The following is a 20,937-nucleotide window of genomic DNA, read 5'->3' on the forward strand; positions in this document are numbered from 1 at the left end:
CTTTTATTGTAATTGTATTTATAATATTGAAGAGAAAAAAAGCCTAATTGGTTCACTTTCATAGTGAATTTATAAGGATTAAATTTTAAAGCTATAGGGTTAAATGCGTATATCTTAAATCTCAAATTAAAGAAGTTCTATTTTGTTTTTACTCTTCTTTGCAAATTTCTCCACGAAAAATTGCTTGAATTGTTTTTATTCCTACAAATATGATAATACAGGTTGTGAGTATAAGAGAAAAGAAACCTAAGAAATAATATAGCAAGATAGAGGTTTTTTCATATGCTACAAGGAGTGCTAATGTGAGGGCAGCAAAGGGAAAGGTAAATGCCCACCACGAGATAAAAAATTTAATTTTATAGAAGCTTTTTGCAAGGGCAAAGAGAATAAGGGCAAAAATGATGGCGATATTTAGAAGAATTTCAGCAAATAAATCAAATTCTCCATTGTTGATTCTAAGATAGCCTAGCATTGCAACAGCAGGAGGGGCAATAAAAATAGCAAGTGTGGGGAGAAATTTTTGGGCTAACATTCCGTGAAAAATAATGCGATTAAATAAAATTGCCGTAAGGATAATCCAAAAAAAGATTCCTAAAGAAAAGAAAAACATCAAGAGAGTGTGATTGGCAAATCCTACCCCAGCCGTTGTTACAAGAAGGTTTCCAACAACGGGAATAAACCAAGCAGGATTAGAATGCGCAAATTCTATATCTTTGTTGAGCCAATAAGTAATGGCATAAAGGGCGATGAAGATTTGGAATCCTGCAGCGAGGAAAAAAAGTGTGCGAGAAAGAGGGGCAATGTTGTGAAATATATTTGAAAGAAGTAAAGCCGACATAGAGATTGTAGCAAAAAAATTGAGTTTTACAGGGTGAGTAAATTCACTCAAAATGGCTCGTGGATATTTCAAAAATTTAAGCATATAAAAGCAAAAAATAATCAATGAAAGAGCTGAAACAATGACACAAAGAATCTGAAATAAAATAGGTGGAAAAGAAAGCACTTCAATAGCTTTTTTATAGTCTAGCGCAAGTCCTCCAAGCCCCATTGTAATAGCAAACATCATCACAGGAAAATATTGCAAACGAGATGGTTTAGTCTCTTCCATAACAACCCTCCTTATGGTTTGTAAGCATTAGAATCTATTTGTAAAATGTTAATTATACTTATTATTTACAATTATTGCTTAAATACAAAGATATTTTTGGCACAAAGTTATGAGGTTTTTAATTGTTGATTCTTGTGTTTATAGGATTTTATTTTGAAAATACATTTGCATTGCATCAATCTCATCAAGTAAAAAACCAGCTTGAAGGCGTGCTTGAATATTTAATGTTTTGGGAGTGTGATAAAAAGTGCGAAAATGTTGCAAAGTCGCCAAAAAATTTTGTGTTGTAGGGGAAGCACAGCTATATTTCCACCATTTATCACCCTTTTTTACATGTGAAATTTCATCACGCAAAATAATTGCCAACGCTTCAAGGAGTTGTGGTGTGGTTGTATGCTCAAATTCTTGCACCTTATGAACAATAAATGGATTGGAATCAAGCCCATTTGCTTCTAATCCTCGATGAAGCAAAGCCATTCTATCGCTTAAGTGAGAAGTTGCCTTTTGTGCATCAAAAAGTTGGCTATGCACCGGAAAGTTGCCATATTCATAACCTAATCCATTGAGGCACTCGCGCAGCAGGCGGAAGTGTAGTTCCTCCTCAAGTGCCACTATAAGCCAATCATAATAATAAGATGGCGGTAATCCTCTAAAGCGATACATTGCATCGAGGGCTAAATCAATCGCGCTATACTCGATATGCACAATAGAATGTAGGACTTTAGCGAGGCTTTGCTCACTCTTAATGTGCTTTGGTCGGCGGATTTTTGTGGGGTGAGTAATGGTGCAAAATCCTGCATAAGATGGATTTTGAAGCGGATAGATGGGGACATTTTTATCATTTAAAAATTCAAGGTTAGATTCTAAAATTTGAGAATTTAACTCTTTGGTAGGTTTTGTGGCACTATGAGAATCTAAAATATGATGTTTTGAAATATGGGTAGATTCTAACATTTGATGAGATTCTAAAATACTCGCGGATTCTAAAGTATCTTTGTAGCGCGTGGCAAATGCGTTTAATCGTGCGCATTTTTGTTCTGGTGTGCTGGCATTGAGTGTGTCAAAAAGCATATCAAAAAACATTTATGCCCTTTCTAGTGTGTATGTAAAAAATGATTGAAGTGAGGCTCACAAGCACGGCAAGGGAGATGATAAGAATCTGCCAACCAAATTCTTCAAAAATAAAAGATGAAAGATAAGAGCCAAGTGCGCCGCCTGTATAGTAGAAGCTCAAATACAAGCCACTTAATACGCCTTTGTGTTGTGTGCTCAGGGAGCTATTAAGTGCATTAAGCACGGAATGTGCGATAAAAGAACCAAAGCACATTACAAACATTCCCACATATACCCACGCAATAGAATCTATCAAAAATACGCACAACCCGAACGAAAATACATTAAGGCTTATAAAAATTGTTTTTTCTTTGCCACCCCATAACCTCGTGATATGACTAGCTAAAAGTGAGACGACAATCCCCACACTATACCCTAGATAGAGTCGCCCAATCTCGTTTTGACTGATATGTGGGAAAATATCCCTCGCGTGAAAAGGAAGCGTGTTAAGTGCAGCTTGAAAGCTAAAAAACATTACAAAAACACTGCCTAAGATAATAAGCGAGGTTGTGTTGGTGAGAAAAGGAAGCATTTGTTTGAAAGAGATTTTTGAAAGAATCTGTTGTGTTGTGCCAATCCAAATTAATGTAAAAAAACCTCCCAAAATCAAAGATATACCAAGAATGATAAAGCATATTTGCCACGAAAATATTTCTGTGAGATATGCCCCGCCCATTCTGCCAACTAAGCCCCCAGCAATCGTAGAGGCGATGTAAATACTGACATTAAATTGCAAGGAGAAGCTTTGTAAGCGTGTGAGAATGGTTAAAAGGGTCGTAAGAATCGCCGGAAAAAAGAGAGATTGTATAAAACGCAGATATAAAAAAAGCTGCAAATTATCGCACCAAGCAAGGAGAATTTGAAAACCTCCTGCAACAAGCAAAGAAAATGCAAGAATTATTTTAGGCTGATTGTTTTCTAAGAAATATCCATAAAAAAGTGGTGCAAATGCCATAGGCAAAAGTGTAATGGAGATAATTGCTGAAGCACTTTGTGTGGAGGTATGAAATTCTTGTGCCAAAAGAGGCAAAAGCGGTTGCGGGATATAAACACTTGAAAGCGTTGCGATTGCTATATAAACAATGCTAATTATCGCTTTTGCGCCCATTTTTATACTTTAAAATTTACTTATGCTCGAGCACCTCAAAAGCAGGGAGGATTTTTCCCTCAAGAAGCTCCAAACTTGCTCCACCTCCTGTAGAGATAAAGCTCATATTATCACGTTCTCCTGCTTTATCTATTGCATCAGCAGTATCCCCACCACCTATGAGACTAAAGGCATAGGTATCACTCACAGCGTGAGCTAGATTAAATGTTCCACGCGAGAAAGCTTGTATTTCATAAATACCGAGCGGACCATTCCAAATAATTGTTTGAGAATCTCGCACCACCTCACTAAAGAGCTTGCTTGTCGCAGGTCCCATATCTACTGCCATAAAGCCCTCTGGAATATCTTGTGCGGGAGTAATCTTAATATTGCGATGTTCTTTTATATCATCGGTGCTTACCACATCTACGGGAAGATAGATTTTGACCTTTCCTTCCCTTGCTTTATCAAGTATTTTTCGTGCATCACCTACTAAATCATCTTCCACGAGAGATTTTTGCATATCAAAGCCTCGTGCTTTAAGAAAAGTATTGCTCATCGCACCACCTATAATAATTTTATCCACAACATTAAGGATATTATGCAAAAGAGCAAGTTTTGAGCTAACTTTACTTCCACCAACGATAAGCAACACAGGTTTGAGCGGATTTGCCATAGCTTTAGCAAATGAATCTATTTCTTTTTTAAGGAGCAGTCCTGCTACTCGCTCTTTAGCATATTTGGCAATACCACAAGTGCTTGAATGAGCACGGTGACTTGTCCCAAAGGCATCATTGACATATATATCACAGAGTGAAGCGAGTTTAGCAGAGAGTTCATCATCATTTTTTTCTTCTCCCTCATAGAATCTGATATTTTCAAGTAAAATTACACTGCCACTCTCACTTTGTTGTTGTAAAGATTCTACATTTTCTATGCTCTCTGCAAAAGCTATATCTCGCCCCAAAAGGCGTTCTACACGTTTAAGCACGTGTTTAAGCGAAAATTCCGCACTTCTTCCTTTAGGGCGTCCCAAATGGCTTACAAGGACAATATTTTGCGCGTGATTATCAATGCAGTAGTTGATAGTTGGCAGTGCCTCACGGATACGTGTGTCATCTGAAATATCAAAATCCTCATCCATTGGTACATTAAAATCCACACGAATAAGCACTCTTTTATCTTTTATTTCAATATCTCGCACACTTTTTGTATTTTTCATAAGTTCAATGCCTGTTTCTTTCATTAAACTGCTCCTTGAGAAAGTTTTATGCTATTTTAGCAGTTTAAATATTAAACTCTACTGCAAGCAGTTCAAGAATCTCATAGATATTGTCAATTTTACCGCCCATAATTATGCAAAAGCCTTTTAGTCCATAATCCTTTGCAAACACAATAGGTCTGCCATCATCAATTTCATTTTGAATCTGTAAAGTTTTTATCTCATAAAGCGAATCTCTATAATCTAAAGATTCTAATAGTGGCATATAGCGTCTGCAATCAGCCAACATAAGTGGAAAATTGCTTTTTGCCTTCTGCTTAAAAGCATTGAGTGTTGCATAAGGGTTATAAGATTCTATGGCATTAGAATCTTGCCAAGCAAAATGCGGTGTATATCGCACGTGGCTTAGAGTATAGCATTGCTTTGGTGGGTAGGGCATAAGAGAGAAAAATGCTCCGTCCATAATTGTTATAGCCATATTTTTAAGGGCAGGAGGTATATTTACCAAAGCCATTTCTGTCATTTCGTATTTGAGTGGTAATAATGGTAAATGTGAGCGTTTGAGTAAGCTGTTTATCCCAGCATAAGTGCAGTTTAATATTAAAGGTGCATAGAGATTCCTAGAATCTGTTTGCTGTATTTTGTTTTGCTCTGTATATGGGGTAATCGCAACGTATAAACCCTTTTTATCCTCTTTCACATAAAGAGATTGAGTGTTTGTGGCTATTTCTATATGTTTGCAATCAAGATTATCCCTTAGCATTGCGCGTAAGATAGTAGCATCAAATGCGTATTCACGCACGCAAAATACATCACTTATAAAATTAGGATTAAACATTGCTTTAATATGATAGGGAGCAGATTGTATATAAATATTAAATTGTTTAAAAAGTCTATAAAATTGTGTGCTAGAGGTTTTTGAGCCAATATTTGCAATCGCATAATATTTTTGAAAATCATCTTTGATAGATTCTTTAAAATCCCTGCAGAAAGTTTGAAAATGACGCGAGCTGCTTATAGCTGTGCTAAGGCTACGTGGGTAGTGGTAGCCATTATGCACGCGAGCTTGATTATTGATACTTGCGTGCAAAAGCAAATCTTTTTCTTGTTCAATGAGCAAAATAGATTGAAACTTTTGCTTGAGATAAAGCGCAATATATGCACCAAAGAATCCGCCACCGATAATGATACAATCATATGTGTTGTGTTTTGGCATTATATGACTTTCAAATAGCTTTACTATGGGCTTGTGCGAGTAGATTGAGCGTTGTTTGAGAGAAATTTAAGTGCCTTTTATAGTCGTGTCTATTTTCACACATATCCTTAAAATTTTTAAGTGCAAAGTTAAGATTATTACTCTCATCAAAGATTGGTAATATTTTATCTTGTAAGGGCGTTTGTTTTATAATATATACTTGTAAGGGATTTTGTGAAAGCATATCAATATGGAGTGTAAAATCCTGCGTTTGAATACTTAAAATCCGCTTTTTCTCATTTGAAAGTAATGAACAGAGAATCTTTAGTGGAATCTGCCTCTTGCCTTGTTGTGCGTAAAGACTAAGTAACGCACTTTGTTTTTTAGAATCTAAAAACTTGCACTCTTGCACACAGAGATTCTCTAATAAGCCAATCTCTTGCATTAAGGCAAACACACTCAAATAATGCACGCCAATGACTTCTAACACACTCTCATTTTCATAGAAATTACCATATTGTGTGATTGTCGCTTCAATGGCTTGTATTTGAGCTTTGTCATCTTGCAACATTTGCATAGCATAGAGGATAGATTGTGAAAGTGTATAAATATAATCTGTAAAGAAAATCTTATTATGCGCCTTTGAGAGTAATTGCAAAGTTTTAAACTCATCTTGTGTAGCGCAGCTTGGCTTTTCAACAAAGACATTGCAGTGATGTTCTAAAGCGAGTTTTGAAAGCATAAAATGTGAAGCAAGTGGCGTGGCAATAAATGCAGATTCTGCCTTGTTTAATGCTTGTTTGAGAATCTGCTCTTGCGTATCACTGCCAAAAATGCCACATATTTCATAATGCTTTTGTATGTATGAATGCAAAATCTTGCCCCAATAGCCTCTGCCTATCAATACTGCCTTTTGCATACTCCTCCTTTATTTTCTATGTAAAAGCTTATATAAACGCCAAATTTCACTCAAATAAATGCGCGAGAGTGAAAAGATTTTGACTTTAGATTCTGTTGTTTCATCTTCCCATTTGACCGCAATTTCTTTAATAGGCAAACCTTGATATTGCGCTATGATAAGCATTTGTGCGCAATAAAACCAGCTTTTATCCTCATTACACAAATTTTTAAGCCTTTCAGCAATATAGGATTGATAAAACTTAAAGCCACACATTGCATCGCTAAATGTCGTTTTGAGCGCAATTTTTACAATACAATTTAGCCCCCTTGAGAGTATTTCTCTTGTCAAACTTCTCCCAATAACTTGAGAATCTTGCAAAAGCCTAGAGCCGACAATAATCTCTACTCCATTGCATAGATTTTCATATACTTCTTTTAAATGATATAAATCCGTTGATAAATCTAAATCCATATAACCAATGAAAGAACAAGGCTCACTTCTTGCAGCATTGTGCTTTATCGCGCTTCTTAAGGCTAAACCAACACCTTTTTCCTCTAAGCGTAAATACTCTACACAAGAAAAGGTAGAACTTGCCTCTTTGTTGAGATTCTCACATAATGTCTTTGCAAGTTGTGGTGTAGAATCTGTTGAGCCATTATCTACAATGCTAAGGATATGGGGGATTTTTTCTGCTCTCAAAAAGCAAATGGCTTTTTGTATGCCATTTTGTAATCGTTTTTCTTCATTTAAAACAGGAATGATGATATTTAAAATTGCATTCTTAGATTCTATCATTGCAGCACCTTTTGTATGTTTTTTTCTTGAAAATCAAGCACGACAGAGCTTTTTTCGTCTATGATTTCATAGGGTGTCGTATCTTTTAGCCTTAAAAGCACGATACGTACATATTCACCAATGATTGAAAGCATTAAAAATAAGCCAATATTCATTGCCACCATATAGAGCGAAGTAGAAGTCCAGCCACTTGCGATAGAGGGGAGAAAGAAAAAAGCACAGAGGATATAGAGTGCATAGAGTGCGTTTCCACAAGCAAGGAGCAGACACATACAAGTGCCAAGCCTTAAAAGCTTGTAAGATTCTCCAAAGATTATATCAAGTCCAAGAAAGAGCGAATCTAAAAACTTTCTTTTTGGTGAATGCGAGGGCGTATAGGGATATTCATAAATATTGAGTGTTGCATCAAAATGTAATAGTCTTAAAAGTTTAATGTCGTGGTGATTTGATAAAAGCGTGTGGATAACCTTGCGTGAAATGACACAAAACTCACTATAATCCTCTCTTACTCTTTCACCAAAGAGTGCAAGTGTTTTGTAAAAAAGCTTCGAGCCTATTTTTTGCATAAAGCTTTGAGGCTTGACTTTTCTTGTGGCAATCACCATATCATAGTTTTGTGCAAGTGTAAGCATAGCGAGGCAATCATCAAGGCTATCACTTGATAAATCCATAAATAATAAATAATCGCCAATGCAGTTTTGCAAAAAAATCTCATATTGCAATGAGCCGAGATTCTCATAACTCCCAACAGGAGAGATAATCTCCAGAATCCGCACATTTGCCACAGAGCTAAGAAGTGTATCTATATGAGAATTTTTTGTGAGATTTTTCGCGTTTGCATTATCACTTGAATCTATGCTATCGGGGGGGGGGGGTAGTAATATATTCCTTTTTAGCATATTTTTTATTATTTGGTGTATTGAGGCTCAAAATAGGATTTAATAAGAGAATCTCAAAATATGCAAACCTCTGTTTCAAGCGCAGGCTTAAAGCTTTAAGTGAATCTGTGTTGATATGTTGATTTAAAAGTGCTATGGAGATGACGCGATGTTTATCAAGAATCGGTGATGTAAAATTCTCTTGCATAAAAGCCTTTCTATGAAATCTAAGAAATTTTTAAATTGCCTTGCATTTATTGTAGCATAGAATATTGAGAAATAAAAGTCTTTTATAGAAGATTTTGATTTGAGAAGAGGTGTTATACTTTGTATATGAAAAACACATACGCAATAGAACTTTTTGGTATTATACAAGGTGTGGGTTTTCGCCCATTTGTGTATCGCCTTGCACATAAAATGGGTTTAAAGGGCTATGTGCAAAATCAATATGATAAGCTTTTTATTGTGCTTGAAGTCTCATCTCAAGAGCAACTTGGGGAGTTTATATCGCATATTCTTTCTTCTCCTCCCCCTAATGCACACATTACGCGACATTCTATCACACCTATAAGCACTCCTCATATTTTAAGTGATTGTTTTGAAATTAGAGAATCTGCTGATTGTTCTGCACTTTTACCGACACTTTTACCGCTTGATATGCGTATTTGTGAGCAGTGTTTAAATGATATGAAAAGTAAGGAGCGTTTTTTGCATTATGCTTTTACTACCTGCACGGAATGTGGGGCGCGATATTCTATTATTAAAGCCTTGCCCTATGATAGAATCCACACTTCTATGAGTGATTTTGTAATGTGTGAATCTTGTCAAAGTGAATATGAGAATCCACTTAATCGGCGATTTCACGCCCAACCAAACTCCTGTCATAGGTGTGCTATACAAATGTGTGTGATTGATGAGTATGGCACAAAGCATTCTTTTAGCCAATCTCAAGATGCTATAAAGCTTATAGAACTCATCGCACAAAAAATCAAAGCAGGTAAGATTATTGCAATAAAAGGTGTAGGTGGATTCAATTTAGTTGCAAATGCGAACAACGCTCAAGCAATTAAAACTCTGCGTAAGCGTAAAAATCGTCCAAAAAAACCCTTTGCGATTATGTTTAAGAATCTGCAAGATATAAACTCTGTCGCCCATATAAACGAAGAGGAAAAAAGTGCATTATTATCCCCACAAGCTCCTATTGTGCTTTTAGAGAAACATTTTACTAAGGGTGGGATTCTCAATGAGGAAGTTTTAGAACTTATTGCCCCACAAGTGCATACTTTAGGAGCAATTTTGCCTTATAATGGCATTATGCACTTGCTTTTTGACTACCTTGATATGCCTCTTATCTTCACGAGTGCTAATCTCTCTGGTGAGCCAATCATTGCTGATTTTTCAGCACTAGAACAAAAGCTAGGGGGTGTAAATGCAGTATATGATGTTGCACTTGACTATAATCGTAGTATTTGTAATCCTATTGATGATAGCATTGTGCGTTTTATGGCAGGGAAAATGCGTATTTTGCGCTTAGCAAGAGGTTATGCACCTGCTTCTTTAAGCTTTACGCTTCCCTTAGATAACAAAAACACCTCTTTTTATCAGCACCACGATACACAAGAGGGTGTTATCATAGGTGTGGGTGCGCAACAAAAATCAACTCTATGCTTTATAAATACAACTTCAAATGTGGATTGTCAAGCTGTGATTAGCCCATATATTGGGGATTTACATAGTGTAGATTCACTCATACGCTATACATTGCATTATGATTTTTTTACCAAGCTTTATACGCAAGAGATTAAGGCATTAGGTTGTGATTTGCATCCTTATTATGCTTCTACACATTTTGCCACAGAGGTGGAATCTCAAGGAGTAAAAAAATATTCCCTCTCTCATCATAAGGCGCATTTTTATGCAATCCTTGCAGAATCTAATGATTTAGATAAAGCGGGGATTGGTATTATATGGGACGGCACAGGGCTTGGCGAAGATGGGCATATTTGGGGAGGAGAGTGTTTTATTTATGAGCCAAATGAGAATGCAGGAGATATGAAAAGATTATGGTATTTTGAGGAATTTACTCTTTTAGGAGGAGAGAGTGCGATAAAAGATATTGGCAAACTTGCCTTAAGTCTTATATGGCACTATGGTTTGGATAATGCGCAAAATAGAGTGCATTTTACTCCCGCAGAGTTGGCACTTTTGCAAAGTAGCTTTAAAAGTGGAATTTATCCACAAACAAGTTCAGTAGGTAGGATTTTTGACGCTGTTGCTTATTTGCTCGGACTTTTAGAGGTGCAAAGTTATGAGGGGCAAAGTGGAGCATTAATAGAATCTTACGCATTGCGCGATTGTAGCAAATATGGAAGCAAGCTAGAGCCTTATGAGTTTAATTTTATAAAAGACACAATTTGTTTTAGAGGGATTATTCAAGGAGTGCTTGATGATAGAGATACACAAGGAGTTGAGAGGGCGGCTCATCGTTTTTTACATACACTTGCACATATTGCCCTTGCCCTTGCTCAAAAAGCTCAACAGCAAAAAAATATGCCATTAAACATATATTTTAGTGGTGGCGTATTTGCAAATAAGTTTCTTTGTGATAGAATCTATACTTTGTTTGTCAATAATCAGTTTCCTTTTTATATGCACGAAAGAATACCGTGCAATGACGCAAACATTAGCTTTGGACAAGCAGTGTTTAGCACATTAACAAGGAGAAAATAATGAATCTAAGTCGCAAAGAGCGATTAGAAAATAATCCAAATTTAAATAAAAAATCGATTCAAGTCGCACAAAAGATTCTCTCCAAAAATGATATGAAAGCGAATGAATTGCGTGCGCAATATGCAGATTTAGGTGTGTATGTGATAAATCTTATGAGTTCTCCGGGCAGTGGTAAAACAACACTTTTAGAAGCTTTGAGCGAGTTTAAGGATTTTGCTTTTTGTGTGCTTGAAGGAGATTTGCAAACAAACCGCGATGCGCAGAGGTTAGAGGCAAAAGGTGTGAGCGCATATCAAATAACCACTGGAGAGGCTTGTCATTTAGAAGCCTCAATGATAGAATCTGCTCTTTTTGAGCTACAAAAGCAGTGTGATATGCAGCAAATGGATTATTTGTTTATTGAAAATGTAGGCAATCTTGTATGTCCAGCAAGCTATGATGTGGGTGCAAGTCTTAATATCGTGTTGCTTTCCACACCTGAAGGCGATGATAAGGTTTTAAAATATCCTACTATGTTTATGTGTGCTGATGCGGTGATTATAAGTAAGGCGGATATGATAGAATATTTTGATTTTAATTTGGAGCGAGTGCAAAATGATTTAGCACGTCTTAAGGCAAATGTGCCAATTTTTTTAACAAATAAAAAAGAGTGTGAGAGTATTGCAAAAGTGCGTGATTTTATAATGCAAAAAAAAGCACAAAATTATCACTCACTTCATCAATTTTAAGGAGATTTTATGTGCTTAGCTATCCCTTCTAAAGTTATAGAATTGAAAGAGAATAATATGGCAGTTGTAGATACATTAGGTGTCAAACGTGAGGCGAGTTTGGATTTGCTCGATGAAAAGGCAGCAATAGGTGATTGGGTATTATTGCATATTGGCTATGTAATGAGTAAGATTGATGAAGAGAGTGCAAGAGAGAGTTTAAGGCTGTATGAGCAGATTTTGGAATCTATGCAAGAAGAGGAAGAGGAATTAGCAAGGGCAAATCAATAAGATTTTAAAAGTGGTAAAAAGTTAGTGAGTTTTTGAAAAAGAGGAGGCTTAAAAAGAATAGATGAAAATTTTTATTGTGAATCTCAAACGAGCTAAAGAGCGTAGAAAACTTATGCAAGAGCAATTTGATAGAATGAGTAATGAGGAAAAAAAAGGTTTTGAGATTATCTTTTTTGATGCTATTGATGCGAAAGCGGGAGAGCATTTGCGTTTTAGCCAATATTCTAAAATTGCAAGTTTGCTTTTTCGTGGGAAAGAAATGAGCGATGGAGAGAGGGCGTGTTTTGCAAGTCATTATAGTCTATGGCAAAAATGTGTAGAACTTAATGAGCCTATTGTTGTTTTAGAAGATGATGTTTTGTTTCTTAAGAATTTTTGGACAGAAATTGCTCGTATAAGCAAGAGTGAATATGCGTATGTGCGATTAATGTTTTTAAATAAACAAGTTAAAGCTCTTATTTTGCCTGATAATTTTTACATCACTTTTGGACAAATCGTAGGAACACAAGGTTATTATATTACGCCTATTGGGGCAAAAGCTTTTATAGAATCTGCTAAAATGTGGTATCGTCCTGTAGATGATTATATGGGAATGTTTTATATTCACAATATTCCTACAATTTGTATAAAATCTATAATGGGTGAAGTAGAGATAGAAAGCACTATTTCAGGGCGATGGAGTAAGCCGCCACTGCCTTTAAAAATTATAAGAGAATGCACCCGCTTAATTTTTCAAGTTAAAAGATTAATATATTTAACTTTTAACAAAAAAAGCCTCATTATACCCAAAGTTGCTTTAGATTCTATCAGCGGGGGGGGGGGGTAGTATATCGTGCTTAAAAGTGTAAAACCATTAGATTTCATACAAAATTTTCGTGATAAAGATGTTATCTTAGCCTATGCCAAGCGTATAGAAAAGGTAGCACAATGTTTAAGTGAGCCACTTTATATTATGGAAGTATGCGGAGGACATACACATACGATTATGCGCTATGGATTACACCATCTGCTTCCAAAAAATATTGAGTTTATACACGGACCGGGTTGTCCTGTGTGTGTAATGCCCAAAAATCGCATTAATCAAGCTTATGAAATGGCTATGCAAAAAGATGTAATTTTACTCACTCTGGGCGATATGATAAAAGTGCCCGGCAGTAACGGAAGCCTAGCAAGTGCAAGGGCAAAAGGAGCTGATGTGCGATTTTTATATTCACCTTTTGAGGTGCTAAAAATTGCAAAAGAAAATCCACACAAGCGCATTGTGTTTTTTGCTATTGGCTTTGAGACGACTACACCTATGACTGCGGCATTAATTGAAAAAGTTATAGAATCTCAGCTTACAAATGTGTTTTTTCATATTAATCACGTGCTTGTGCCACCACCTGTAAAAGCAATTTTAGATTCTAAGCAATGCCGCGTTAATGCGCTTATTGCTCCCTCTCACGTAAGTGTAATAAGTGGGGCAAAAATTTATGAAGATATTATGCGTCAATTTTCTTTGCCTATTGTGGTGAGTGGATTTGAGCCAGTGGATATGATGGAGAGTATTTATATTCTTACAGAACTTGCAGCACAAAAAAAGGTAGCACTTGAGATTCAGTATAAACGTGTAGTTACTATGGAGGGGAATCTTAAAGCTCAAGCAATGGTAGAGAAGTATTTTGAGACAAGAGAGAATTTTGAGTGGCGAGGGCTTGGAAACATAACGCATTCCGCACTCAAACTTAAAAAAGAATATGCCCCCTTAGATGCTGAAATTATGTTTGAAAATATTTTGAGTAAAGAACCAATCCCTGATAATAAGGCGTGTCGCTGTGGTGATATTTTGCGAGGTGTAGCAAAACCGCTTGATTGTAAGGTGTTTGGCAAGGCTTGCACGCCGAGCAATCCTTTGGGAAGCTGTATGGTAAGTAGCGAGGGAGCTTGTGCAGCGTATTATAAATATGGTAGTGTAATGTAATCAATGGAAGATTTGCAAGAAGTCCTCGTAAAAGCAGCGCAGCAATATTATGAATATTTGCAGGATAAGAATCTAGGATTAAGCGAAGTTGCTATTGCGCGTTATGAATTAAAAAATGATGAATTGATACTATGGCTTAAAAACAATGTAGTAGATATGGATTTAAAGATTACGGGGGCTTTGTTATTACGTGTGGGGGAAGAGCTCTATAATATTGCAGAAGAAGAGCCTATACAATTACATTTTTATGATGAGAAACAAAAAGTGCTTTATTTTTCTTTATCTCTTGATATGGCAAAGATTCTATCCAAGGCACAAAAGAATAATATTGCATTTGCACTTTTTAGTGATTTGAAGTTTTTAGTGAAGAATGTAGAGGATTTTTTTAGTAAATATGGACACAAAGTTACGTTGCCTCAGGTTATTGTAGCCAATGAAGTGCCTTATATATCAGCTTTAAGCGAGGAGCAAAACCAAGCACTATCTATGGTGCTTACAAATCCTTTGAGCTATGTATGGGGACCTCCGGGCACAGGCAAAACTCAAGCAGTGCTTTTTGAGGCACTTTTGTATTATATCAAGCAAGGCAAAAAAGTTGCTGTTATTGCTACTACAAATAATGCACTAGAACAGGTTCTTCGCACACTTATTAAGCAATTTGATGCTCTAGGATTAGAGCGTAAGAATATTTTGCGATTAGGCACACCTACTTTACATTATATGAAAGAATTTCCACAAACTTGCGACCCGAGCTTATTGGAGCAAAAAGATGGAGCAAATCTTTTTAATTTTCAAGATACGCTCAAAACTCGTCTTAAAAATGCTTTTGTCGTAGGAGTAACGCTTGATGGCTTTATTAAAAGATATGAAATTTTAGAGCTTAAGTTTTCACATATTTTTTTAGATGAATGTGCCTATGCCCCGCTGATTAAGACTTGTGCATTATGTATTGATAACACGCCTCTTGCACTTTTTGGCGACCATAAACAACTCTCTCCTGTGTGCGAAATGCCTCTTAATGAGCTTATGAAGCCAAAAAATGAAAGTGCGCATATATGGAATCTCTCTGCACTTTTTATAGAATCTCTGTGTCAAGGCACATCTATAAAAGAAATTATAAAAAAATATGGGCAAACTTGCGATATACCTTATTTTTCTTTAATGCGTATGAGTAAATTAAGCAAAACTTATCGTTATGGAGATAATCTCGCACATATTCTTGATACATATATTTATCATATTGGATTAGAGGGTAATGGAGAGCAAATGGAGCTTTTTGTGCTTGATAGTGGGAAAAAGAGTGAGCAAGATAAGCATATAAGTGAGAGTGAAGCTCGTGCGTGCGAGTATTTATGTGCAAAATTTAACCAAGAAAGCTATGCAATAATTACACCTTTTGTTAAGCAAAGGCAAAGACTTATGCGCCATATGCCAAGAGAGAGAATCTTTACCATTCACGGCTCTCAAGGACAAGAGTTTGATAATGTTATTTTTTCTCCTGTGAGTTTGCATTACCACCTCACAGATTCTAACCAAACTCACGCACTTTATGCGCTGAATGTAGCAATTTCACGCACTAAAAAACGCTTTTTTATTGTATGCGATTATACATTTTGGAGTAAGCAAAAAGGGCAGTTGATTTGGGCGATTTTACAGCACGCTCACGTAATTAATAATATGAGTGCAATCAATTAAAAAGGAGCGACAATGAAAGAGCAGTGTATTACTCTCTCACAGGGTAGTGGAGGTGTGGAATCTAATGCGCTTATTGAGGGGGTTATCTATAAGATTCTAGGGGATATAATTGTAGATGGCGGGGAAGATGCTGGAGTGTGCGAAAGCAAAGGAAAAATAGCACTAAGCACAGATAGCTATGTGGTAAGTCCGATATTTTTCCCTGGTGGTGATATAGGTAAGCTATGTGTATGTGGCTCAAGTAATGATATTGCTATGCGCGGGGCTAAGCCTAGATATTTAAGCTTAGGATTTATTTTAGAAGAGGGATTTAGTGTGGCAGATTTAGAGAAGATTCTCCATTCTATACGCACAGAAGCGGTAAATGGAAGCTTAAAGATTCTATCGGGCGATACAAAAGTTGTGCCAAAAGGTGCGGCAGATAGAATCTATATCAATACGACCGCCATAGGTGAGGTGAGTAAAGTAAATTGGTGTGTCCAAAATATACAAGAGGGTGATGAGATTATTGTGAGCGCACCTGTTGGCACACACGGAGCAGTAATATTTTGCTCAAGAAATGAGATTGCTTTACAGAGTGATTTGCAAAGTGATTGTGCGCAACTGTATCCAATGGTAGAATCCCTCCATAACTATCATATACATACAATGCGCGATGCGACACGAGGTGGGTTGGCTGCAGTGCTCAACGAATGGGTTAGGGCTACGCAGACAGAGATTATCATTGAAGAGGAGAATATCCCCATATTACAGCAAGTCAAAGGTGTATGTGAGATTTTAGGACTTGAAGCATTGAGTTTGGCAAATGAGGGGGTATGCGTGATGGCTGTCCCCCCAAGTGAAAGTGAAAAAGTATTAGCATTACTTAAATCTCACCCGCTTGGTGCAAATGCTTGTGTCATTGGTCGCGTATCACATAAAGTGCAAGATATAAATCAAGCACGTGTTATTTTGTATAATGCGTGGGGTGGAAAACGTTATTTGGAATATCCACAAGGAGAACTTCTCCCTAGAATTTGTTAGAATCTCTCTAGTCTTAGTTTATTCACGTGGTCGTGCTTCATTGACACGGAGATTGCGTCCGCGAAAATCTTTTTCATTCAATGCATCAATAGCTTTTAGTGCGCCTTCATCGTCTATTTCTACAAAACCAAAACCTTTTGGTTTGCCGCTCTCTCTATCATTGATAAGTTTTACAGAAGAGACTTCACCGAATTGAGAGAATAGCTCTTTAAGCTCATCGCGCGTAACTGCATAAACCAAATTTCCTACATAAAGTGTTTTCAAAGGAACTCCTAAAAAAGTAATCAACCCCTGCATTATTATTAGTAAAGGTGTGTTTATATGCTATGATTTATTTACTTACAAAATTCTTAAAACAGCCTTGAATGTGTTATTCGTTGCGTAAAACTTGCAAAGTATCTACCGATGAAGCTTTTTTTGCAGGATAATATGATGAAAGACATACGATAATAATTGCTCCTATGATTGTGAGAAAAAAATCAAGAAAAGACAAATCAAGTGGAAGTTTTGAGCTACCATAAACATCTGCAGGGAGTGAGATAATAGGAAAGGTATCAAGCACATACATCGCAATGCCTGTAAGGATTATACCAAGCGCGATACCACTTAGCCCAATAGCGTTCCCTACCCAAAAAAATACAGACTTAATCTCTTGCTTGCTTGCACCAAGTGAGAGAAGCAAAGCAATTTCTTTACGGCGATTCATAACAACCATAAGCAAGGAGCTAATGATATTTAAGCTTGCCATTACGATAATCAGCATAAGCACAATAAAAAGTGCGCGTTTTTCAAGCTCTAACGCCGAGAAAAAATTGCCATTTTGTTGCCACCAACCTTCAATTCCTGCACGATTTGGAAATTCTGTGATAAGAAAATCGGCAATGGCGTGAATGTCTTGCATAGGCTTTGGCGTAAAAATATGTATGCCATCATATATACCCTCATCTAAGCGGCGAATTTTTTGCAAGGCACTTAAATTTGTATAGGTATAAGCCTCATCATAAGCACGCAATCCAGATTCAAAGAATCCTGCGATATGAAATCGCTTATTGATGGGTGTATAGCTAAAGCCTGAAGGCTCAAGCTGCGTAAAGAATAAGTCAATTTTGTCATTTGTTTCAAGATTAAAAAAATCTTCAAAACCTTTGCCTATGAGAATTGAAAAAGTCCTTTCTTTGAATCTTGCAATATTTTCTGCCTTTAGCTTTTCCCTCTCTTGTTGCGTGAGAGATTCGCTATTTTGAGGCTCAAAGGCTCTATTTACAACTTCATTGAGTTGAGATTCTGCACTCATATCTACACCAAAAACCATAGCCGCATTCATACTATTACCTACTTTACTTACTGCTTGATAGCGCAAATACGGGCTAAAAAGAAATTGAGGAAATTGTTTTTTTAAAGATTCAAGTATTTTATCATCTACGCCTTGATAAGTCATAGAATACACGCTTAAAGGATAATTCATCACAAAGAGTTTGCGCTCAAATTCTTTTGACATACCATTCATAATAGCCATTGCTACACACAGCACCATAACGCCAATACCTACACCAAAAAATGCAAGTAGTGCAGTAATAGAGATAAAAGGTTGTGTTTTATCAAAACGCAAATAACGCGGTAAAAGATAGAGAATAAGCGTTTTCATTATGCAAGCAAACCTTTTTTAGGTCCGCTTTTACCGTGGCACACTTTGTATTTTTTACCACTTCCGCAAGGACAAGGGTCATTGCGTGATACTTTTACCTTAGGTGCAGGACTAGAATCTGCATTTGTGCTAACATTTTGCAAATTCTCTTCAAGCTCTTCTTGCATATTTTGAAGCATTTTATTGGTTTCTTCTTCCTCTTTTTCTTTAAGTTGAATGATTTGAAGCATTTTGGTTGTTTCAAATTTAAGATTTTCTACAAATTCCAAAAGAAGATTATAGCTTTCTTTTTTGTATTCAACGAGTGGATCTTTTTGATTATATCCTCTTAGTCCTATGCCTGTTTTGAGATTATCCATTGTGTAAAGATGCTCTCTCCACGAGTTGTCAAGCACTTGCAAATATATGATACGCTCAATTTGAGCCCTTTGTTCTGTGCCAACCTTTGACATTTTGTCTTCGTAGCCTTGCTCCATTTGTGTGATAATTTTTGTAAGTAAATCATCATAGCCAAGATTCTCACAATTTCCTATATCTAGTCCCAAATCCTCTAATGCTTGAGCCTTGAGTGATGAGAGATTGAAATCCGCACTATCATCACCAGGTAGAATCTGTGCTTTATAAAGCAATGTTTGTGCGCTAAGTTCGCGATTAGTTTTTATGCGTTCTTCTAAAGAACAATGCTCATCAAGTAATTCATTTCTTAGCTTATATACAGCTTTGCGTTGCTCATTAGCGACATCATCGTATTCAAGCAAATGCTTTCTTGATTCAAAATGTAGGCTTTCTACCTTTTTTTGTGCGTTTTCTACAGAACGTGTAACAAGCCCAGATTCTATATGTTCTCCCTCTTTAAGCCCAAGCCTTTCCATAATGCCTTTAATTTTATCGCTCCCAAAGATTCTAAGCAAAGAATCTTCAAGGCTTAAATAAAATTGACTAATACCTGGGTCGCCTTGTCTTCCAGCTCTTCCACGCAATTGATTATCAATGCGGCGACTCTCGTGTCTTTCAGTCCCAATAATATACAATCCTCCAAGTTCGCGTATTTCATCATTGATTTTGATATCTACGCCACGTCCTGCCATATTTGTAGCAATTGTTACTGCTCCTTTTACTCCTGCATCTTTAATGATTTCAGCTTCTTTGCTGTGCTGTTTTGCATTAAGCACGGTGTGAGGGATTCTATGTTTTTTAAGGAGTTCGTGTAAAATCTCACTTTTTTCAATACTTGCAGTTCCTACAAGCACAGGCTGTCCTTTTTTGTGGAGTTCTTGAATCTTACTTACCACAGCATTAAATTTTTCTTTTTCACTTTTGTAAATGAGGTCGTTGAGGTCTTTGCGTTGCACAGGGACATTTGTAGGAATACTCACAACCTCAAGATTATAGATTTGCAAAAATTCACTTGCTTCAGTTTGTGCTGTGCCTGTCATACCAGAGAGTTTTTCATAGAGTCGGAAATAGTTTTGAAAGGTAATATCTGCAAGTGTTTGGCTTTCTTCTTTAATATCTACTTTTTCTTTTGCCTCTATGGCTTGATGCAGTCCTTCACTAAATCGCCTACCTTCGCTTAGTCGTCCTGTAAATTCATCAACAATGACTACTTCATCATTTTGCACGACATAATCTTTGTCTTTGATAAAAAGATAATTGGCTTTAAGTGCTTGGTCAAGATGATGAGAAAGTGCCGCATTTTCAATGCTATATAGATTATCCACTTTAAAAAGATTCTCGGCTTTTTTAATGCCTTCTTCATTAAGAAGAATGACACGATTTTTTTCATCAATGCTAAAATCCTCTCCATTTTTAAGTTTTTGAGCTACGCTATTAGCAAGTTGATAGTGTTCTAATGTGCGATTGACAGGTCCAGAGATGATAAGAGGCGTGCGTGCTTCATCAATAAGAATAGAATCTACTTCATCAATAATTGCAAAATAATGCTCTCTTTGCACCTTTTGACTTAAATCATATTTCATATTATCACGCAAATAATCAAAACCAAACTCATTATTTGTGCCATATACCACATCACACGCATAGGCTTTTAGACGCTCATTATCATCGTGTATCTCACCTGTAATCACACCCACACTAAAGCCTAGAAAATTATATAGTGGTTCTAGTTCCCTCGCATCTCTGTTTGCTAGATAATCATTAACGGTTACAATATGCACACCTCGCCCACAAAGTGCATTAAGACAGGCTGCAAGAGTTGCCACAAGCGTTTTTCCCTCTCCTGTTTTCATCTCTGCTATGCGCCCATCATTAAGTGCCATACCACCGATAAGTTGCACATCAAAATGTCGCATACCAAGTGTGCGCTTACTCGCTTCTCGCGTGATGGCAAAACTTTTGTGTAGGATTGACTGAAGCGTTTCCTCACCGCTTTGGATTTTTGTTTTTAACTCATTGAAAGCGTTTTGAAGTTCCTCATCACTCAAGGCTTGATAGGTAGATTCTAAAGCATTGATAATTTGCACTTCTTTGTTGTAAAGTTTAATAAGTTTATTATTGCGTGAGCCTAAAATTTTTGAGACAAGAGTTTGAATCATACTAAGCCTTTTAGAAAAAATTGCGTGTAATT

The 20,937-nt window shown here is 36.6% G+C and carries 19 protein-coding genes; 7 read left to right on the forward strand and 12 right to left on the reverse strand.

The features are described 5' to 3' along the window. Window positions 1–148: 148 nt before the first annotated feature. From LS65_RS04645 to LS65_RS04685, 9 genes are all read right to left on the reverse strand, one after another. Window positions 149–1,108, reverse strand: coding sequence for an SLAC1 anion channel family protein (locus LS65_RS04645; RefSeq protein ID WP_034361398.1), 960 nt, complete (start codon window positions 1,106–1,108; stop codon window positions 149–151). Window positions 1,109–1,246: 138 nt separating this feature from the next. Next, entirely contained in the window at window positions 1,247–2,191 is a 945-nt protein-coding gene (locus tag LS65_RS04650; RefSeq protein ID WP_236096632.1) for a ferritin-like domain-containing protein, read from the reverse strand. Continuing rightward, a complete protein-coding gene (locus tag LS65_RS04655; RefSeq protein ID WP_034361397.1) occupies window positions 2,181–3,329 on the reverse strand; it encodes an MFS transporter in 1,149 nt (382 codons plus the stop codon). Before LS65_RS04655 ends, LS65_RS04650 begins: the two co-directional genes overlap by 11 nt. A 16-nt stretch (window positions 3,330–3,345) precedes the next feature. Continuing rightward, window positions 3,346–4,554 (reverse strand): phosphoglycerate kinase, encoded by a 1,209-nt coding sequence (locus LS65_RS04660; protein ID WP_034361396.1) that lies wholly within the window; start codon window positions 4,552–4,554, stop codon window positions 3,346–3,348. A 40-nt stretch (window positions 4,555–4,594) separates the two neighbouring features. After that, the gene (locus tag LS65_RS04665) at window positions 4,595–5,746 is read right to left on the reverse strand and encodes an FAD-dependent oxidoreductase (protein ID WP_034361395.1); all 1,152 of its coding nucleotides are present in this window, start codon (window positions 5,744–5,746) and stop codon (window positions 4,595–4,597) included. Window positions 5,747–5,756: 10 nt separating this feature from the next. Further along, the gene (locus tag LS65_RS04670) at window positions 5,757–6,644 is read right to left on the reverse strand and encodes a Gfo/Idh/MocA family oxidoreductase (RefSeq protein WP_052061044.1); all 888 of its coding nucleotides are present in this window, start codon (window positions 6,642–6,644) and stop codon (window positions 5,757–5,759) included. Window positions 6,645–6,653: 9 nt separating this feature from the next. Continuing rightward, window positions 6,654–7,421 (reverse strand): glycosyltransferase, encoded by a 768-nt coding sequence (locus LS65_RS04675; protein WP_236096633.1) that lies wholly within the window; start codon window positions 7,419–7,421, stop codon window positions 6,654–6,656. Continuing rightward, window positions 7,418–8,320, reverse strand: coding sequence for a glycosyltransferase family protein (locus tag LS65_RS04680; RefSeq protein ID WP_236096634.1), 903 nt, complete (start codon window positions 8,318–8,320; stop codon window positions 7,418–7,420). The genes LS65_RS04675 and LS65_RS04680 overlap by 4 nt, the downstream gene beginning before the upstream one ends. Beyond that, window positions 8,280–8,507 (reverse strand): hypothetical protein, encoded by a 228-nt coding sequence (locus LS65_RS04685; protein ID WP_138129775.1) that lies wholly within the window; start codon window positions 8,505–8,507, stop codon window positions 8,280–8,282. The genes LS65_RS04680 and LS65_RS04685 overlap by 41 nt, the downstream gene beginning before the upstream one ends. Before the next feature lie 125 nt (window positions 8,508–8,632). Between LS65_RS04685 and hypF the strand changes: the two genes are divergently transcribed. The 7 genes from hypF (at window position 8,633) to hypE (ending at window position 16,705) form a co-directional block, all read left to right on the forward strand. Next, complete coding sequence (gene hypF / locus LS65_RS04690; RefSeq protein WP_052061142.1) at window positions 8,633–11,029, forward strand: carbamoyltransferase HypF; 2,397 nt, start codon at window positions 8,633–8,635, stop codon at window positions 11,027–11,029. Then, complete coding sequence (gene hypB / locus LS65_RS04695; RefSeq protein WP_034362995.1) at window positions 11,029–11,757, forward strand: hydrogenase nickel incorporation protein HypB; 729 nt, start codon at window positions 11,029–11,031, stop codon at window positions 11,755–11,757. The genes hypF and hypB overlap by 1 nt, the downstream gene beginning before the upstream one ends. 9 nt (window positions 11,758–11,766) lie before the next feature. Continuing rightward, on the forward strand, window positions 11,767–12,027 hold the full coding sequence (locus LS65_RS04700) for a HypC/HybG/HupF family hydrogenase formation chaperone (protein WP_034362993.1): 261 nt from the start codon (window positions 11,767–11,769) through the stop codon (window positions 12,025–12,027). Window positions 12,028–12,088: 61 nt separating this feature from the next. Beyond that, a complete protein-coding gene (locus LS65_RS04705; protein WP_138129776.1) occupies window positions 12,089–12,853 on the forward strand; it encodes a glycosyltransferase family 25 protein in 765 nt (254 codons plus the stop codon). Window positions 12,854–12,859: 6 nt separating this feature from the next. Next, the gene (gene hypD / locus LS65_RS04710; protein ID WP_034360693.1) at window positions 12,860–13,987 is read left to right on the forward strand and encodes a hydrogenase formation protein HypD; all 1,128 of its coding nucleotides are present in this window, start codon (window positions 12,860–12,862) and stop codon (window positions 13,985–13,987) included. Between the two features lie 3 nt (window positions 13,988–13,990). Further along, window positions 13,991–15,682, forward strand: coding sequence for an AAA domain-containing protein (locus LS65_RS04715; RefSeq protein WP_034360691.1), 1,692 nt, complete (start codon window positions 13,991–13,993; stop codon window positions 15,680–15,682). A gap of 12 nt (window positions 15,683–15,694) precedes the next feature. Further along, on the forward strand, window positions 15,695–16,705 hold the full coding sequence (gene hypE / locus LS65_RS04720) for a hydrogenase expression/formation protein HypE (protein WP_034360689.1): 1,011 nt from the start codon (window positions 15,695–15,697) through the stop codon (window positions 16,703–16,705). Window positions 16,706–16,723: 18 nt separating this feature from the next. Here the strand turns inward: hypE and LS65_RS04725 are convergent, their stop codons facing one another. The 3 genes from LS65_RS04725 to secA all read right to left on the reverse strand — a co-directional run bounded on the left by LS65_RS04725 (window position 16,724) and on the right by secA (window position 20,905). After that, on the reverse strand, window positions 16,724–16,969 hold the full coding sequence (locus tag LS65_RS04725; protein WP_034360687.1) for an RNA recognition motif domain-containing protein: 246 nt from the start codon (window positions 16,967–16,969) through the stop codon (window positions 16,724–16,726). A 106-nt stretch (window positions 16,970–17,075) separates the two neighbouring features. After that, window positions 17,076–18,350 carry an ABC transporter permease gene (locus LS65_RS04730; protein ID WP_034360685.1) on the reverse strand — a complete coding sequence of 425 codons (1,275 nt, stop codon included), beginning with the start codon at window positions 18,348–18,350 and terminating at the stop codon, window positions 17,076–17,078. Continuing rightward, window positions 18,350–20,905 carry a preprotein translocase subunit SecA gene (gene secA / locus LS65_RS04735; protein WP_034360683.1) on the reverse strand — a complete coding sequence of 852 codons (2,556 nt, stop codon included), beginning with the start codon at window positions 20,903–20,905 and terminating at the stop codon, window positions 18,350–18,352. Before secA ends, LS65_RS04730 begins: the two co-directional genes overlap by 1 nt. Window positions 20,906–20,937: the final 32 nt, after the last annotated feature.

Origin of the sequence: Helicobacter japonicus (assembly GCF_000762845.2) — a bacterium.
Classification (GTDB): Bacteria; Campylobacterota; Campylobacteria; order Campylobacterales; family Helicobacteraceae; genus Helicobacter_C; species Helicobacter_C japonicus.

Bases quoted from the DNA above. Each gene is read 5' to 3' on its own strand.
- LS65_RS04680 (WP_236096634.1), bottom strand. From the start codon at position 8,320: ATGCTAAAAAGGAATATATTACTACCCCCCCCCCCCGATAGCATAGAT.
- LS65_RS04655 (WP_034361397.1), bottom strand. From the start codon at position 3,329: ATGGGCGCAAAAGCGATAATTAGCATTGTTTATATAGCAATCGCAACG.
- LS65_RS04645 (WP_034361398.1), bottom strand. From the start codon at position 1,108: ATGGAAGAGACTAAACCATCTCGTTTGCAATATTTTCCTGTGATGATG.
- LS65_RS04670 (WP_052061044.1), bottom strand. From the start codon at position 6,644: ATGCAAAAGGCAGTATTGATAGGCAGAGGCTATTGGGGCAAGATTTTG.
- hypF (WP_052061142.1), top strand. From the start codon at position 8,633: ATGAAAAACACATACGCAATAGAACTTTTTGGTATTATACAAGGTGTG.
- LS65_RS04685 (WP_138129775.1), bottom strand. From the start codon at position 8,507: ATGCAAGAGAATTTTACATCACCGATTCTTGATAAACATCGCGTCATC.
- LS65_RS04705 (WP_138129776.1), top strand. From the start codon at position 12,089: ATGAAAATTTTTATTGTGAATCTCAAACGAGCTAAAGAGCGTAGAAAA.
- LS65_RS04730 (WP_034360685.1), bottom strand. From the start codon at position 18,350: ATGAAAACGCTTATTCTCTATCTTTTACCGCGTTATTTGCGTTTTGAT.
- secA (WP_034360683.1), bottom strand. From the start codon at position 20,905: ATGATTCAAACTCTTGTCTCAAAAATTTTAGGCTCACGCAATAATAAA.
- LS65_RS04715 (WP_034360691.1), top strand. From the start codon at position 13,991: ATGGAAGATTTGCAAGAAGTCCTCGTAAAAGCAGCGCAGCAATATTAT.
- LS65_RS04650 (WP_236096632.1), bottom strand. From the start codon at position 2,191: ATGTTTTTTGATATGCTTTTTGACACACTCAATGCCAGCACACCAGAA.
- LS65_RS04665 (WP_034361395.1), bottom strand. From the start codon at position 5,746: ATGCCAAAACACAACACATATGATTGTATCATTATCGGTGGCGGATTC.
- LS65_RS04700 (WP_034362993.1), top strand. From the start codon at position 11,767: ATGTGCTTAGCTATCCCTTCTAAAGTTATAGAATTGAAAGAGAATAAT.
- hypB (WP_034362995.1), top strand. From the start codon at position 11,029: ATGAATCTAAGTCGCAAAGAGCGATTAGAAAATAATCCAAATTTAAAT.
- hypE (WP_034360689.1), top strand. From the start codon at position 15,695: ATGAAAGAGCAGTGTATTACTCTCTCACAGGGTAGTGGAGGTGTGGAA.
- LS65_RS04675 (WP_236096633.1), bottom strand. From the start codon at position 7,421: ATGATAGAATCTAAGAATGCAATTTTAAATATCATCATTCCTGTTTTA.
- LS65_RS04660 (WP_034361396.1), bottom strand. From the start codon at position 4,554: ATGAAAGAAACAGGCATTGAACTTATGAAAAATACAAAAAGTGTGCGA.